The 13,747-nt window shown below is 72.6% G+C and carries 11 protein-coding genes; 7 read left to right on the top strand and 4 right to left on the bottom strand.

Features of this window, described 5'->3' with window-relative positions:
• Positions 1-27: 27 nt before the first annotated feature.
• Both J2X26_RS04195 and J2X26_RS04190 read left to right on the top strand, forming a co-directional pair.
• The gene (locus tag J2X26_RS04195) at positions 28-591 is read left to right on the top strand and encodes a hypothetical protein (protein ID WP_307490081.1); all 564 of its coding nucleotides are present in this window, start codon (positions 28-30) and stop codon (positions 589-591) included.
• A gap of 21 nt (positions 592-612) precedes the next feature.
• Positions 613-1,731 carry an FAD-dependent oxidoreductase gene (locus tag J2X26_RS04190; protein WP_307490079.1) on the top strand — a complete coding sequence of 373 codons (1,119 nt, stop codon included), beginning with the start codon at positions 613-615 and terminating at the stop codon, positions 1,729-1,731.
• On the opposite strand, the gene J2X26_RS04185 is transcribed toward J2X26_RS04190, so the two are convergent.
• The 3 genes from J2X26_RS04185 to J2X26_RS04175 all read right to left on the bottom strand — a co-directional run bounded on the left by J2X26_RS04185 (position 1,732) and on the right by J2X26_RS04175 (position 6,021).
• Positions 1,732-2,235, bottom strand: a complete 504-nt coding sequence (locus tag J2X26_RS04185) for a MauE/DoxX family redox-associated membrane protein (RefSeq protein WP_307490077.1) — start codon at positions 2,233-2,235, stop codon at positions 1,732-1,734.
• Positions 2,229-4,490 (bottom strand): PKD domain-containing protein, encoded by a 2,262-nt coding sequence (locus J2X26_RS04180; RefSeq protein ID WP_307490075.1) that lies wholly within the window; start codon positions 4,488-4,490, stop codon positions 2,229-2,231. Before J2X26_RS04180 ends, J2X26_RS04185 begins: the two co-directional genes overlap by 7 nt.
• Before the next feature lie 79 nt (positions 4,491-4,569).
• Positions 4,570-6,021 carry a helix-turn-helix transcriptional regulator gene (locus tag J2X26_RS04175; protein WP_307490074.1) on the bottom strand — a complete coding sequence of 484 codons (1,452 nt, stop codon included), beginning with the start codon at positions 6,019-6,021 and terminating at the stop codon, positions 4,570-4,572.
• A 150-nt stretch (positions 6,022-6,171) separates the two neighbouring features.
• On the opposite strand from J2X26_RS04175, the gene aceA reads away from it, so the two are divergent.
• The 3 genes from aceA to J2X26_RS04160 all read left to right on the top strand — a co-directional run bounded on the left by aceA (position 6,172) and on the right by J2X26_RS04160 (position 10,070).
• On the top strand, positions 6,172-7,470 hold the full coding sequence (aceA, locus tag J2X26_RS04170; RefSeq protein ID WP_307490072.1) for an isocitrate lyase: 1,299 nt from the start codon (positions 6,172-6,174) through the stop codon (positions 7,468-7,470).
• Positions 7,471-7,487: 17 nt separating this feature from the next.
• Positions 7,488-9,128, top strand: coding sequence for a malate synthase A (aceB, locus tag J2X26_RS04165; RefSeq protein ID WP_307490070.1), 1,641 nt, complete (start codon positions 7,488-7,490; stop codon positions 9,126-9,128).
• Positions 9,129-9,290: 162 nt separating this feature from the next.
• On the top strand, positions 9,291-10,070 hold the full coding sequence (locus J2X26_RS04160) for an SDR family oxidoreductase (RefSeq protein ID WP_307490069.1): 780 nt from the start codon (positions 9,291-9,293) through the stop codon (positions 10,068-10,070).
• A 3-nt stretch (positions 10,071-10,073) separates the two neighbouring features.
• Here J2X26_RS04160 and J2X26_RS04155 read toward each other — a convergent pair whose 3' ends face one another.
• Positions 10,074-10,841, bottom strand: a complete 768-nt coding sequence (locus tag J2X26_RS04155) for a DUF2510 domain-containing protein (RefSeq protein WP_307490068.1) — start codon at positions 10,839-10,841, stop codon at positions 10,074-10,076.
• Between the two features lie 392 nt (positions 10,842-11,233).
• Between J2X26_RS04155 and map the strand changes: the two genes are divergently transcribed.
• Positions 11,234-11,998, top strand: a complete 765-nt coding sequence (gene map, locus J2X26_RS04150; RefSeq protein WP_307490066.1) for a type I methionyl aminopeptidase — start codon at positions 11,234-11,236, stop codon at positions 11,996-11,998.
• 202 nt (positions 11,999-12,200) lie between these two features.
• Entirely contained in the window at positions 12,201-13,718 is a 1,518-nt protein-coding gene (locus tag J2X26_RS04145) for a CoA-acylating methylmalonate-semialdehyde dehydrogenase (RefSeq protein ID WP_307490065.1), read from the top strand.
• The last annotated feature ends 29 nt before the right edge of the window (positions 13,719-13,747 follow it).

The following is a 13,747-nucleotide window of genomic DNA, read 5'->3' as shown; positions in this document are numbered from 1 at the left end:
GTCAGTGGTCGGTTGCACCCTGGACCCATGATCACTCTCTCGTGCTCGTGCGGTTCCGCGGGGACCACCCGTCGCCACCCCATGCGCGGCCTGTCCGCCGACGAGCGGGCGACGCTGATCCGGGACGCGTTCTCGGTGAGCGGGGGCTTCCTCGCGCTCGAGGTCGACGCGTCCTGGCACCCGGGCTCGGTGGAGCCCACCGAGTCGTGCGTGGTGCTCGCCGACCTGGACTCCCTCGACGCCTCGGCCGGGCTCGACGCGGAGGGCGCCAAGGCGATCCGGGACCTGCTGGAGATCGGGCACGTGCGGGGTCAGTCGCTGCCGGCCCCCGTCGAGGTCGGCTCGGTCCGGTTCCGGGTGGCGCCGGCCGACGAGTTCGGGCCGGCCATGTCCTACCTCGTGACCGAGGGCACCGAGACGCTCCTGGAGGCGACTGTGCCGGTCCCCCACGCCGACCTGCTGCCGGCGCTCGTCGCGGTGCACCGCGAGCGTGGGGTGGACGGCCTGACGAGTCTCGACGTGCTCGCCGCACGGTTCGGGCTCGCGACGGCCCTCGCGCGCCTCGACAGCGGGCGCGCCGCCGTCGCGTGACCGCCTGACAGCATGGGGTCCATGCAGGTCACCGTCGTCGGCGCAGGGATCGGCGGGCTCGCCGTGGCGGTCGGCCTCCGCCGCCGCGGTCACGAGGTCACGGTGCTCGAGCGCAGTCCCGACCTGTCGGCTCTGGGTGCCGGCATCTCGCTCTTCCGCAACGGACTGACCGCCCTGCGGGTGCTCGGCCTGGAGGACGAGGTCCGGGCGATCGCGGCGCCGGTCGGCACCGGGATCAGCACCGGTCAGCGCCAGCCCTCCGGACGATGGCTGGTCCGGGTGCCTGCGGGGACGGTCGACGACCTGGCCGTGGTGCACCGCCGCGACCTGCAGCGCGTCCTGCTCGATGCGCTGCCGGCAGGTGTCGTGCGGACGGGCGTCGAGGTGACGGGGGTCGAGCACGCGCGCGGCACGGTGGTCGACGCCGCGGGGGCGCGGACGTCGGCGGACCTGGTCGTCGGTGCCGACGGGCTGCGCAGCGCTGTCCGGGGCACGTTCGCCCGAGGTGCAGGTCCGCGGTACGCCGGGTACTCCGCGTGGCGCGGGGTCACGGACGTGCCGGTCGACCTCCTGGGCGGGGCCGGTGAGACGTGGGGGCGCGGCGAGCGGTTCGGGTACGTGCCGCTGCGGGACGGGCGGGTCTACTGGTTCGCCGTCGCGACCCTCCCGGCCGGCACGCTGTTCGCCGACGAGCACGCCGAGGTGGTGCGCCGGTTCGGCCGCTGGCACCCGCCGATCCCCGCGCTGGTGGCGGCCACCGGCACGGTCCTGCGGCACGACATCCACGACCTGGACCGACGGCTGCCGTCGTTCGTGCAGGGTCGGGTGGCGCTGCTCGGCGACGCGGCGCACGCGATGACGCCCGACGTCGGGCAGGGCGGCGGGCAGGCGCTCGAGGATGCCGCGACGCTCGCGGTCCTCGCCGACCGCGCTGACCTGCGGTCGGCGCTGCAGGAGTACGACCGGCTGCGGCGGCCACGCACGCAGTCGATGGCGAGCCGGGCGCGCAGCGTCGGTCGCGTGGCGCAGCTGCACTGGGCACCGGCGGCCGCCACCCGTGACGTGCTGCTGCGACTCCTGCCGGACTCGGCGTCCGCGCGCGCCGCGTCCGCGATGCTGCGCTGGGAACCGCCCCGCTGACTACCCCACGCAGTAGGGGCACGGCAGCGTGATCGCGACCGCGACGGCGGCGAGCACCAGCGCGCGCGCCACGTGCGACCCCGCACGCGTGAGGTCGGCGGGGGCGGCCAGGACGGGCACCGTGTCCACGGGCGCGGCGGCCCGTCCGAAGCACCCGCACCCCGCGACCGCCTGCACCGCCGCCGAGGACCCGGTGGGCGTGAGCGAGGCCCGGACCAGGGCCGCCACCTGCACGCCCGCGAAAGTCACGAGCAGCAGCGCGCTGAACCACGCCGTGACGACGACGTGGGTGCGGGTGAGCAGCAGCACCCCCAGCCCGAGCTCGACGATCGGCAGCGCGCCCGCCGCGACGGCCAGCACGGGGACGGGCAGCGGCAGGAGCGTGCGGAGCCGCTGCGGATCGAGCGGGTGCCGCAGCTTCGCGACACCCGCCCACAGCCACATCAGCCCCAGGCCGACCGTGAGGACGACCGCGATGTCCGCCTTGACGTCGGCGCTCAGCATGTCGGGATGCACCTGACGGACCGCATGATGAAGCCCATCCACGCGAAGATCGAACCCCAGGCGACGCCCCCGACGACCGTCGCGATCGCGCACGGCAGCCCGGCGAAGATCAGCATGAGGATCGCGACGACGGGCACCACGACGGCGACGAGCCAGAAGAGGATGCAGTGCAGGGTCCTCATCAGGCTGCACGGCGTGCTCGCCGCGCAGAGCAGCGCCCAGATGATGAAGAGGATCAGACCGACGGCGGCGATGATCGCGCCGACGACGATGACCCACGGGACGCTGATGCAGACCCCGACGACCGTGACGATGGTGCCGATGATCAGCAGGATCAGCGAGATCACCAGCAGGATCGCGCAGGACGGCGGAGGTGGCGTCGTCGGGCACGTCACGGTGGTCGACGAGAACGCGTCGGTGCAGTCCGGACGGTCCGGGCTGCTGACGGTGGCCGTGGCGGTGCCGCTGGCCCCCGGTGCGAGCGTGACGCTCGTCGTCGGCCCGGTCGCGGTGCCGCCGCCCGGCAGTGACCAGGTGACGGTCGAGCCGGGCGAGGCGTCGGTGACGGTCACCGAGAGGTCGAACACGCACGTCGTCCCGGGTCGCTGGGTCGCGACGACGCCGCTCAAGGTCGGGCAGGGCGGCGTTCCGCCCCCGCAGTCGACCGTCACCTGGACGGGCTCCGCGTCGGTGCAGGCGGCGGGGTCGGACCCCGTGACGGTGAGCGTCACCGTGCGCACGCCGTTGGTGCCGGCCGCGTAGGTGTGGCTCACGGGTGGGGGTGCGGCGGACGTCTGCCCGTCGCCGAAGTCCCACGCGTACGTGACCGGCTGGCCGCCGGGCCCGGGCGTCACGGTCGCGCTGAAGCTGAACGTGCAGCCGTTGACCTGCGTCGCCGTCAGCGGTCCGGTGATCGTCGGGCAGGTGCAGTCCGCGACGGGCACCACGCGGGTGGCCGTGAGGATCAGCGGGTCGCACGGCGCGGACCGGCTGATCGCGGCGGTGACGGTGTACTGGCCGGCTGCCGGGAAGCTCATCGTGAGCGTGTTCCCCGTCGGGGTCGGCAGCGGGATCGGCACCGGCTGCATCTGGCTGTCGTAGACGTTCCAGCTGTACGGCCCCGTCCAGGGCACCGACGGTGTCGCCGTGAACGTGACCGGGCCGGTGGTACCGCCCTGTGCGCAGAGGCTCTGCCGGTTCGCCGTCAGCGTCAGCGTCGGGCACGGCGTGGTCGGGCAGGGAAGGACGACGAGGCCGGCACCGGGCGACGACTCGAACTGCACCGACGTCGACGTCGAGGTCCCGCCGCTGTGCGTGAGCACGACGGTGGCCGACGGGTAGTACGTGCCCGGCGAGTAGCTGGTGCTGCGCGTCACCGCGTTTGCCCCGACCGACCCGGTGGACTGCGTGGGCGGTTGCGGCGGGAGGGCCGTGTTCCAGTAGATCGTGTAGGTCCACCCCGGCGGGACCGGTGGGGAGAAGGTCACCACGAGGTCCACGGGTCGCTTCCCGTTGGCGTCGCAGTCGCCGATGACGACCGATCCGACGGGCGCGGGGGTGACCGGCGTCGTCAGCTCGTCGCCGTCGACCTCGACCCCGAGGACCCCCTCGTACGCGTTCCCGAACGGGGAGACGTAGCTCTCGTCCACGGTGTTGGCCGGCCCGGCGACCGGCGGCAGGAGCGCAGGCTCGGAGACCGACGACGCCGCAGCGCGGTCGATGAGCACGCTCCAGATACCGCGACCGTCGGCCACGGTGGCCGGCACGGTGATCCAGGCGGTCCAGCCGGCGACGCTGGGCACCGATCCGAGGACCGCGCCGCTGGGCGCGACGACGGTGAACACGAACCCGGAGCCGGGGTTCGCGCCGAGGTACAGGCGGACCCGGTTGACGCGGAAGCCCGTCGCGGCCGCGGAGTACCCCTCATCGAGAGTGCCCGCAGCAAGCCCCGCCCCGGCGTCCCACGGCGGTGGTGGGTCGCCCGCCCACGTCGGGCCTGCCGCCCAGCCGGACGACTCGAGGTCGCCCAGCCGCACGACCGGGAACCAGACGTTGTGGACCTGCTTGGTGGCCACCGGACCCGGCGGCAGCCCCCAGACCGGCGGCCTCGTCAGACCGGAGACCGGGTCGAGGTCGAACGGCTGGAGCGGGACCGTGCCGGGGTAGCCGCCCGCCCAGGGCGGTGGCGGCTGCCGGACAGGGGTTCCCGCGGGCGGGGAGTCACACCAGTGCGTGCGGACGTGTAGCAGGACCATGGCCCGATCCCTTCCTCGCGGTTATGAGGGAGGAGGGTGCGGACGACCGTCCAGATACGCAGGGGGTGGAGGGCCCGGTTCACGCCGTCGGCGCGTGCCGGTCGAGGAATCGGTAGACCTCCGTCGTGTCCACCCCGGGGAACACCCCCACGGGCAGCGCGGCGAGCAGGGACGCGTGCGGGCGGGCGCTGGGCCAGGACTTGTCGGACCAGCGCTCGGCCAGCTCGGTCGGGGGCTGCCGGCAGCACATCGGGTCGGGGCACTTCGACGCCGCGCGCTCGGTGGTCTCGCGCCCGCGGAACCAGCGGACGTGCGCGAACGGCACCCCGACCGACACGGAGAACGCGCCCTGCGACGACGGTTGCACGCGGGAGGTGCACCAGTACGTGCCGGACGACGTGTCGGTGTACTGGTAGTACGGCGTGAATCGGTCGGGCAGCGTGAACACCACGCGGGCGGTCCACTGCCGGCAGACGGGCTGTCCCTCGATGGCGCCGAGGGGGTCGGCGGGGAACTTCACGCCGTCGTTCTCGTACGCCTTGTGCAGGGTGCCGCCCTCGTGGACCTTCATGAAGTGCACGGGGATGCCCAGGTGACGTGTCGCCAGGTTGGTGAACCGGTGCGCGGCCGTCTCGTAGGGCACGGCGAAGGCGTCGCGAAGGTCCTCCACCGACAGCCGGCGCTCCGCCTTCGCCTCCTGGAGGAAGGGCACGGCACCGTCCTCGGGCAGCATCATCGCGGCGGCCAGGTAGTTCGCCTCGACGCGCTGCCGCAGGAAGTCGCCGTAGTCCTTGGGCTCCGCGTGGCCGAGCACGTGGCTCGCGATGGCCTGGAGCAGCGGCGAGCGGGCGTCGCTGGTGCCGGGGTTGCCCTGCGGCAGGTAGATGCGCCCGTGCGCGAGGTCGGTGACCGATCGGGTGGAGTGCGGCAGGTCGGGCACGTAGTGCAGGCCGAAGCCCAGGTGGGCGGCGATGTCCGCGGTGGCGCGCTGCGACAGCGGTCCGCCGGGGTGGTCGATCGCGGTGAGCAGCGTGCGGGCGTGCTCCTCGAGCTCGGGGAAGTAGTTGTCCTGCGCGCGCATCCGGATCCGCAGCTCGGCGTTGGCGCGACGGGCCTCCTCCGGGGTCGCGGCGTTCTCCATGAGCAGGCGCTGGATCTCGGCCTGCAGGCGGACCAGGGCCTCGAGCGCGTCGGCGGGCAACGACCGGCCGACCTTCACGGGTGAGACGCCCAGCGATGCGAAGAGCGGTCCGCGCTGCGCGCGCTCCAGCTCGACCTCCAGGGCGGCCCGTCGCGTCGGCGGCTCGGTGCGCAGCAGCTCCGACAGCGGGACGTCGAGCGCCTCCGCCACCTGCGCCAGCAACGAGAGCTTGGGCTCGCGGTGACCGTTCTCCAGCATCGAGACCTGCGAGGGCGCGCGGCCGATGGCCGCACCGAGGTCGTCGAGCGTCATGTTCCGGCCCGTGCGCAGGTGCCGGATCCGTCGTCCCAGCACCAGCGTGTCCAGGCCGCCGTTGGCCGTCGTCGTCATGCCGTCCACCATCGCCCGAGCCTGCGCTTCTGTCCAGGAGAAGGATTGCCGATCTTCTGCGGACTTTGCGTGGGAAGAACTGCCGAACACCAGGGAACGTGGAGGTCAGGCCGAAGGGCCGAGAAGAACGCCCCAATGACGGAGGACACGATGAGCACGTACAGGCACGGCGACCAGACCGAGACCGCGGCAGAGCTCGCGGCGAGCTGGGACCTCGACGCGCGTTGGGCCGGCATCCGCCGCACCCACACCGCCGAGGACGTCGTCGCCCTCCGGGGGTCGGTCCGCGAGGAGAGCACGCTCGCCCAGCGCGGGGCCGAGCGGCTCTGGCAGCTCCTGCACTCGCGCACCCTGGTGCCGGCGCTGGGGGCGCTGACCGGCAACCAGGCCGTGCAGCAGGTCCGCGCCGGGCTCGAGGCGATCTACCTGTCGGGCTGGCAGGTGGCCGCCGACGCCAACCTGTCCGGCCAGACGTACCCGGACCAGTCGCTGTACCCGGTGAACTCGGTGCCCGCAGTGGTCCGTCGGATCAACAACGCGCTCCTGCGCGCCGACCAGATCGAGTTCGCGGAGACCGGCCGCCGGTCCCGCGAGTGGCTCGCGCCGATCGTCGCCGACGCCGAGGCCGGGTTCGGTGGACCCCTGAACGCCTACGAGCTCATGCACTCGATGATCTCCGCGGGCGCGGCGGGCGTGCACTGGGAGGACCAGCTGGCGGCCGAGAAGAAGTGCGGTCACCTGGGCGGCAAGGTGCTGGTGCCGACGTCGCAGCACGTGCGGACCCTGTCCGCCGCGCGGCTCGCGGCCGACGTCGCCGGGGTGCCGTCGGTCATCGTCGCCCGCACCGACGCGCTCGGAGCCGACCTGCTGACATCGGACATCGACCCCCGCGACGAGCCGTTCCTCACCGGTGAGCGGACCGCCGAGGGCTACTACCGGGTGCGTCCGGGCCTCGACCCCGTCGTCGCCCGCGCCGAGGCGTACGCGCCGCACTCCGACCTCATCTGGGTGGAGACGTCGACCCCCGACGTCGCCGCCGCGATCGAGTTCGCCGAGCGGATCCACGACAGGTTCCCCGGCAAGCTGCTCGCCTACAACTGCTCGCCGTCGTTCCACTGGCGCTCGCAGCTGGACGACCTGCAGATCGCGCGGTTCCAGCGGGAGCTGGCCGGCCACGGGTACGTGTTCCAGTTCATCACCCTGGCCGGGTTCCACGCCCTCAACCACTCGATGTTCGACCTCGCCCGCGGCTACGCCGAGCGCGGCATGAGCGCGTACGTCGAGCTGCAGGAGGCCGAGATCGCCTCCGAGTCCGACGGCTACACCGCCACGCGTCACCAGCGCGAGGTCGGCACCGGCTACTTCGACCGCGTCGCCACCGCGATCAGTCCCGAGAGCGCCACCCTCGCGCTCGCCGGCTCGACGGAAACCGCCCAGTTCACCCACTGACCTGCAGGAGCACTCCCATGACCATCACCATCACCCCGCCGAGCACCCGACCTCGTCTGGAGATCACCGGACCCGACGTCGCCGGGACCGACCAGATCCTCACCTCCGAGGCGATCGACTTCCTCACCGACCTGCACGTCCGGTTCTCCGGCCGACGCCACGACCTGCTGCTCGGCCGCCAGCACCGCCGGACGCGGTTCTCGAACGGTGCCGACCCCGACTTCCTGCCCCTGACGGCGGGCATCCGGGCGGACCCCGGCTGGCGCGTGGCCGGACCCGGACCGGGCCTGGAGGACCGCCGCGTCGAGATCACCGGCCCCACCGACCGCAAGATGACGATCAACGCGCTGAACAGCGGCGCGAAGGTCTGGCTGGCGGACATGGAGGACGCCACCAGCCCGACGTGGACCAACGTCATCGGCGGGCAGCACTCGCTGTTCGACGCCATCCGCGGGCAGATCGACTTCACGTCGCCCGAGGGCAAGGAGTACCGCGTCGGGGACACGACCCCGACGATCGTGTTCCGGCCGCGCGGCTGGCACCTGACCGAGAAGCACCTGGAGTTCACGGACCGCGCGGGCCAGATCTGCGCGGCGTCTGCGAGCCTCGTCGACGCCGGCCTGTACCTGTTCCACAACGCGCAGGCGCTCATCGACTCCGGCCGCGGCCCGTACCTCTACCTGCCCAAGCTGGAGGGTCACCTGGAGGCGCGCCTCTGGGACGAGATCTTCCGGTTCACCGAGACCTACCTGGGCCTGCGGTACGGCACCATCCGCGCCACAGTGCTCATCGAGACCATCACGGCCGCGTTCGAGATGGAGGAGATCCTCTACGAGCTGCGCGACCACTGCGCCGGCCTGAACGCCGGCCGCTGGGACTACATCTTCAGCGTCATCAAGAACTTCCGCGCTCGCGGACCCCGGTTCGTCCTGCCGGACCGCAGCAGCGTGACGATGACCGTCCCGTTCATGAAGGCGTACACCGAGCTGCTCGTCGCCACCTGCCACAAGCGGGGCGCGCAGGCCATCGGCGGCATGAGCGCCTTCATCCCCGACCGTCGCGACCCGGAGGTCACCGACAAGGCGCTGGCCCAGGTCAGGGCGGACAAGCAGAGGGAGGCAGGGCAGGGGTACGACGGCACCTGGGTGGCTCACCCCGACCTCGTGCCCGTCGCCCGCGAGGTGTTCGACGCGGCCCTCGGCGACCGGATCGACCAGCGGCACCGCCTGCGTGAGGACGTCCACGTCACTGCCGCGGAGCTGCTCGACATCCCGTCGGCCGGCGGCGGCGAGCCCGGTGCCGTCACCGACGGCGGGCTGCGCGGCAACGTGTCGGTGGGGGTCCGGTACCTCGAGGCGTGGCTGCGTGGCATCGGCGCCGTCGCCATCGACCACCTGATGGAGGACGCCGCCACGGCCGAGATCTCGCGGTCGCAGGTGTGGCAGTGGGTGCACCAGGGCGTCGTGACCGCCGAGGGCAGCCGCATCGACGCCGCGCGGGTCGAGCAGGTGCTCAAGGAGGTGCTGGCCGACCTCCCGCGGACGGCCGACGACCGGTTCGACGACGCGGCGGACCTGTTCCGGCAGGTCGCGCTGGCCGAGGACTTCCCGACGTTCCTCACCGTGCCGGCGTACACGCAGTTCCTGGTCGCGCACTGACCGACGCCGCGCACTGACGCGACTGCCGCACTGACGCGACTGCCGCAGTGACGCGACCGTCGCACTGACCGACGCAGCCCGGACCGCCCATCCGGTCCGGGCTGCGTCGCGCTCAGCCGCCGGGGTCGTCGGCACCCCGGACCGTGCGCCAGGATGTCCCGCATGGTTGACGACGTACGCCCCGTGCTGGTCACCGGCGGAACCGGCACCCTCGGCCGCGCTCTGGTGCACACGCTGCTCGACGCCGGCCGGCCGGTGCGCGTGCTCAGCCGTCGCGAACCCACACCCGCGGCTCCGGCAGAGGCGCAGTGGGCGGTCGGCGACCTGCTCACCGGCGACGGGCTGGCCGAGGCGGTGACCGGGGTGAGCGCGGTGGTGCACTGCGCGAGCGACCCGCGCAAGCCCGACGACGACCTCGACGCCGCGGTGCAGCTGCTGCTCGCCGCCCGCGCGGCCGGGGTCCCGCACCTCGTCTACGTCTCGATCGTCGGCGTCGACCGCGTCCCCTACGCGTACTACAAGGCGAAGCACCGGGTCGAGGAGATCGTCGAGGACGGCGGCGTCCCGTGGACGATCCTGCGCGCCACCCAGTTCCACGACTTCGTCGCGACGCTGCTCGACTACCTCTCGCGCGGTCCGGTCGCGCTGGCGCCGGCGGGCATGAGCGACCAGCCCGTCGACGTGCGCGAGGTGGCATCGCGCCTGGTCCAGCTCGTCGACGCGGGCCCGTCCGGCCGCGCCGACGACCTGGGCGGCCCGCAGGTCCTCACCGTCACCGAGCTCATGCGCACGTACCTCGCGGCGAGAGGTCGACGCCGGCCCGTGTGGACCGTGCCGTTCCCCGGCCCGCTGGGCGGGTTCCGCCACGGTCACCACCTGACGCCCGAGCACGCGACCGGCCGGCTGACGTTCGCGGAGTGGGCGCAGTCGCGGTCCTTCTGACCGTCAGCGCTGCTCCCAGGTCCAGGCCCCCGTCGCGTCCACGATCTGCACGTCCACGAGGGTCCAGGACCCGTCGGGGTCGGTGGCCACGCACTGGAACGACGTCACCGCGCCCGCCACGAGGTCCTCGGGGCACTGCACGGTGGTCGCGACGCCGGTCTTCTCCGCCATCCCGGCGGAGATGGCCGACTCGACGGCGAGGGTGTCGATGATGTCGGTCGACGCGTCCGCAGCGTCGTCGGCCATGACGGCACGGACCACGCCCGTCACCAGGATCGCGCCGATGACCGCCCCGACGAGGGACAGGCCCAGCGCCCACCGCGCTCGCCCCCGGCCGGCGGGCTCGCACCCGGCGGACTCGAGCGACGTGGCCCGCCGCAGCCCGACGACCGCCAGGACGATCCCCGCGACCGCCGCGATCGGCACGCCGAGCATCGCGAGGATCGAGACCACGAGCGCGACCCGCGCGGGCGTGTTCCGGCCGGGCGCGCGCTCGCCGGACGGGTTCGTGGCGTCGTCGTGGTGGGCGTCGTGAGCTGTCGGCGCCCCGAAGTCGGGGATGGTGGCCTGCACGGCGGCCGGTGCGGAGGCGAAGGCTGGCGGTGCGGTGATGACGGGTGGCGGCGCGGGGGCGGCGGCTGTCGGAGCGGGCGTCGCCTGGACGCGGGCAGTCCACCGCGTCCCGTCGAACCAGCGCTGATGCGTCGGATTGCTGGGGTCGGTGTACCAGCCGGGAGCCGCGATCCGGAAGGACGGAGCGGTCAACGCCATCTCCCCTCGTCGTGACACTCCTGGCCTCGCCACCTGGATCGGCACGCGGTGACGCGAACTTGAGCATTTGCGACGAAGTGCACCACGGGTCCGCTCTGCGAAAAACCCCTTGGCGCCTCGGACGGACCGGACGTACGGTCGTCGGACACGGGAAGGAGGTGGTCCAGGACATGTTCTATTCCAGGACGCGTGAGGTGACTGTCCGCTAGTCGCCCGAAAGTACTCGGACGGATTGCACAGACGATCCGCCCGCAGGCCCTCCAGGACCGGCGAGCGAATCCATGGCAGTCACCGCAGCCCGTGGGAGCCGCGACCTCGTCCTTCGCGGCAGGGCCTCCTCGGAGGTCCGGCCCACGGGCTGTTGCCTGCCTGCTTCGTGGCAGGGTGGAGCCGTGGCCCTCAAGAACCCTTCTCAGATCAACCAGATGCGCCCCGCCGGAAAGTTCGTCGCAGGCGTGCTGTCCTCCTTGCGTGACGTCGCCCGCGAGGGGATGACGCTCAAGCAGCTGGACACCCATGCGCACCAGATGATCGACGCGGCCGGCGCGCACTCCGTCTACCTGGGCTACCACCCGTCGTTCGGCGCGATGCCGTACCCGGGCGTGCTGTGCACCTCCGTGAACGACGCCGCCCTGCACGGCCTCCCGTCCGACTACGTGCTCGTCGACGGTGACGTGCTGAGCATCGACTTCGCCGCTCAGGTCCAGGGGTGGGTGGCCGACTCGGCGCTGACGTTCCAGATCGGCACGCAGTCGCCCGCCGTCACCGCGCTCATCGAGACCACCGAGCGAGCGCTCGCCGCCGGCATCGCGGCCGCGCGCGCGGGTGCGCGGATGGGCGACATCTCGTCGGCCATCGGCACCGTCGGTCGCTCCGGCGGGTACGGCATCAACGCCGACTTCGGCGGCCACGGCGTCGGCCGGACCATGCACGAGGACCCGCACGTCCCCAACCTCGGCCGACCCGGGACCGGGCTGAAGCTCAAGTCCGGCCTGGTCATCGCGATCGAGCCCTGGTTCATGGCGGGCAGCGACGACTACACGATCGACGACGACGGCTGGACCATCCGCACCGCCGACGGCTCGCTGGCGGCGCACGCGGAGCACACTGTCGCGATCACCCCGGACGGCCCCCTGGTCCTGACGGCCCGCGACTGACCCACAACCACATCCTCGGACGTCCGCAGATTCGCGCGTCCCCACGACCGAATCCGCGGACGCTGCGGGAGGAGAGCCGGTCACGTCCGCAGATCCGCGCGTCCGGACGACCGGATCTGCGGACGTTGGTTGTTCTTGACGGCGGACTTAGATTGGCTCGATCCGGCAACGCCGTCGGATCCTGCACGAAAGAGGGCCCCTGATGTCCGCGCTCGTCGACACCGCTCCGCTCATCGGTCACGTCGTCGGGGGGCAGGTGACGACGCCCGAGGGGTCGCGGACGCAGGACGTGTTCGATCCGGCGACCGGGCAGGTGACCGGACGGGTGCTCCTCGCGGAGCAGGCCGACGTCGACGCGGCGGTCGCGGCGGCGGTCGTCGCGGCGGAGAGCTGGTCGCAGGAGCCCGTCGCCAAGCGGACCGCGGTGCTGTTCGCGCTGCGGGAGCAGATCGTGCAGCACACCGACGAGCTGGCCGCGATCATCACGGCGGAGCACGGCAAGGTGCTGGCGGACTCGCACGGGGAGATCGCGCGCGGGCTCGAGGTCATCGAGTACGCGTGCGGAATGCCGCAGCTGCTCAAGGGCGAGTACACCGACCAGGCGGCCACGGGCGTGGACGTGTTCTCGTTCCGGGAGCCGCTGGGCGTGGTCGCCGGGATCACCCCGTTCAACTTCCCCGCGATGGTGCCGCTGTGGATGGCGCCGATGGCGATCGCGACGGGCAACGCGTTCGTCCTCAAGCCGTCGGAGCGGGACCCGTCGGCGTCGCTGTTCCTGGCGAAGATGTGGAAGGCGGCCGGGCTTCCCGACGGGGTCTTCTCCGTGGTGCAGGGCGACCGGGTGGCCGTCGACGCGCTGCTCACGCACCCGGACATCGCGGCCGTGTCGTTCGTCGGGTCGACCCCGATCGCGCAGCACGTGCACGCAACGGCGACCGCCCACGGCAAGCGGGTGCAGGCCCTCGGCGGTGCGAAGAACCACGCGGTCGTGCTCGCCGACGCCGACCTGGACCTCGCGGCGACGCACCTGACCGGCGCGGCGTTCGGGGCGGCCGGTGAGCGGTGCATGGCGATCTCGGTCGCGGTGGTCGTCGACGACATCGCCGACGCACTGCTCGAACGGCTCACCGCCGCCGCGCAGAAGGTCCGCGTGGCGCCGGGCAACGACCCGGACTCCGACATGGGCCCGGTCATCACGCGCGCCTCGCAGCTGCGCATCGAGGAGATCGTCACGGACGCGGTCGACAGCGGCGCGTCCGCACCGGTGGACGGTCGCGGGCACACGGTGACCGGTCACGAGGACGGGTTCTTCGTCGGCCCCACCATCCTCGACGGCGTCACCACGGACATGCGCGCGTACGCCGAGGAGATCTTCGGGCCGGTGCTCGTGGTCATCCGCGCGGCGGACCTGGCGGAGGCGATCGCCCTGGTCAACGCCAACCCGTACGGCAACGGGACGGCGATCTTCACGTCCTCCGGCGACGCGGCGCGCACGTTCCAGCGGGCCGTCAGCGTCGGCATGATCGGCATCAACGTGCCGATCCCTGTGCCGGTCGGCTGGCACTCGTTCGGCGGCTGGAAGAACTCGCTGTTCGGCGAGAGCCACATCTACGGCCCCGAGTCGGTCCGCTTCTACACGCGCGGCAAGGTGGTCACCAGCCGCTGGCCGAGCAGCCCGGCATCGGCCAAGTTCCACTTCGGCCGCACCACGTCCCACTGACGCAACGTCCGAGCATCTGGCTGCTCCAG

The sequence above is a fragment of the Cellulomonas humilata genome (genome assembly GCF_030814415.1).
GTDB lineage: Bacteria > Actinomycetota > Actinomycetes > Actinomycetales > Cellulomonadaceae > Cellulomonas > Cellulomonas humilata_A.
Note: the sequence above shows the minus strand (reverse complement) of the source record. Positions and strands in the feature narration are given on the sequence as shown.

What these genes read in the sequence shown, in the direction of transcription:
- J2X26_RS04195 (WP_307490081.1), top strand. Translation starts at nt 28, where the DNA reads ATGATCACTCTCTCGTGCTCGTGCGGTTCCGCGGGGACCACCCGTCGC.
- J2X26_RS04190 (WP_307490079.1), top strand. Translation starts at nt 613, where the DNA reads ATGCAGGTCACCGTCGTCGGCGCAGGGATCGGCGGGCTCGCCGTGGCG.
- J2X26_RS04185 (WP_307490077.1), bottom strand. Translation starts at nt 2,235, where the DNA reads ATGCTGAGCGCCGACGTCAAGGCGGACATCGCGGTCGTCCTCACGGTC.
- J2X26_RS04180 (WP_307490075.1), bottom strand. Translation starts at nt 4,490, where the DNA reads ATGGTCCTGCTACACGTCCGCACGCACTGGTGTGACTCCCCGCCCGCG.
- J2X26_RS04175 (WP_307490074.1), bottom strand. Translation starts at nt 6,021, where the DNA reads ATGACGACGACGGCCAACGGCGGCCTGGACACGCTGGTGCTGGGACGA.
- aceA (WP_307490072.1), top strand. Translation starts at nt 6,172, where the DNA reads ATGAGCACGTACAGGCACGGCGACCAGACCGAGACCGCGGCAGAGCTC.
- aceB (WP_307490070.1), top strand. Translation starts at nt 7,488, where the DNA reads ATGACCATCACCATCACCCCGCCGAGCACCCGACCTCGTCTGGAGATC.
- J2X26_RS04160 (WP_307490069.1), top strand. Translation starts at nt 9,291, where the DNA reads ATGGTTGACGACGTACGCCCCGTGCTGGTCACCGGCGGAACCGGCACC.
- J2X26_RS04155 (WP_307490068.1), bottom strand. Translation starts at nt 10,841, where the DNA reads ATGGCGTTGACCGCTCCGTCCTTCCGGATCGCGGCTCCCGGCTGGTAC.
- J2X26_RS04145 (WP_307490065.1), top strand. Translation starts at nt 12,201, where the DNA reads ATGTCCGCGCTCGTCGACACCGCTCCGCTCATCGGTCACGTCGTCGGG.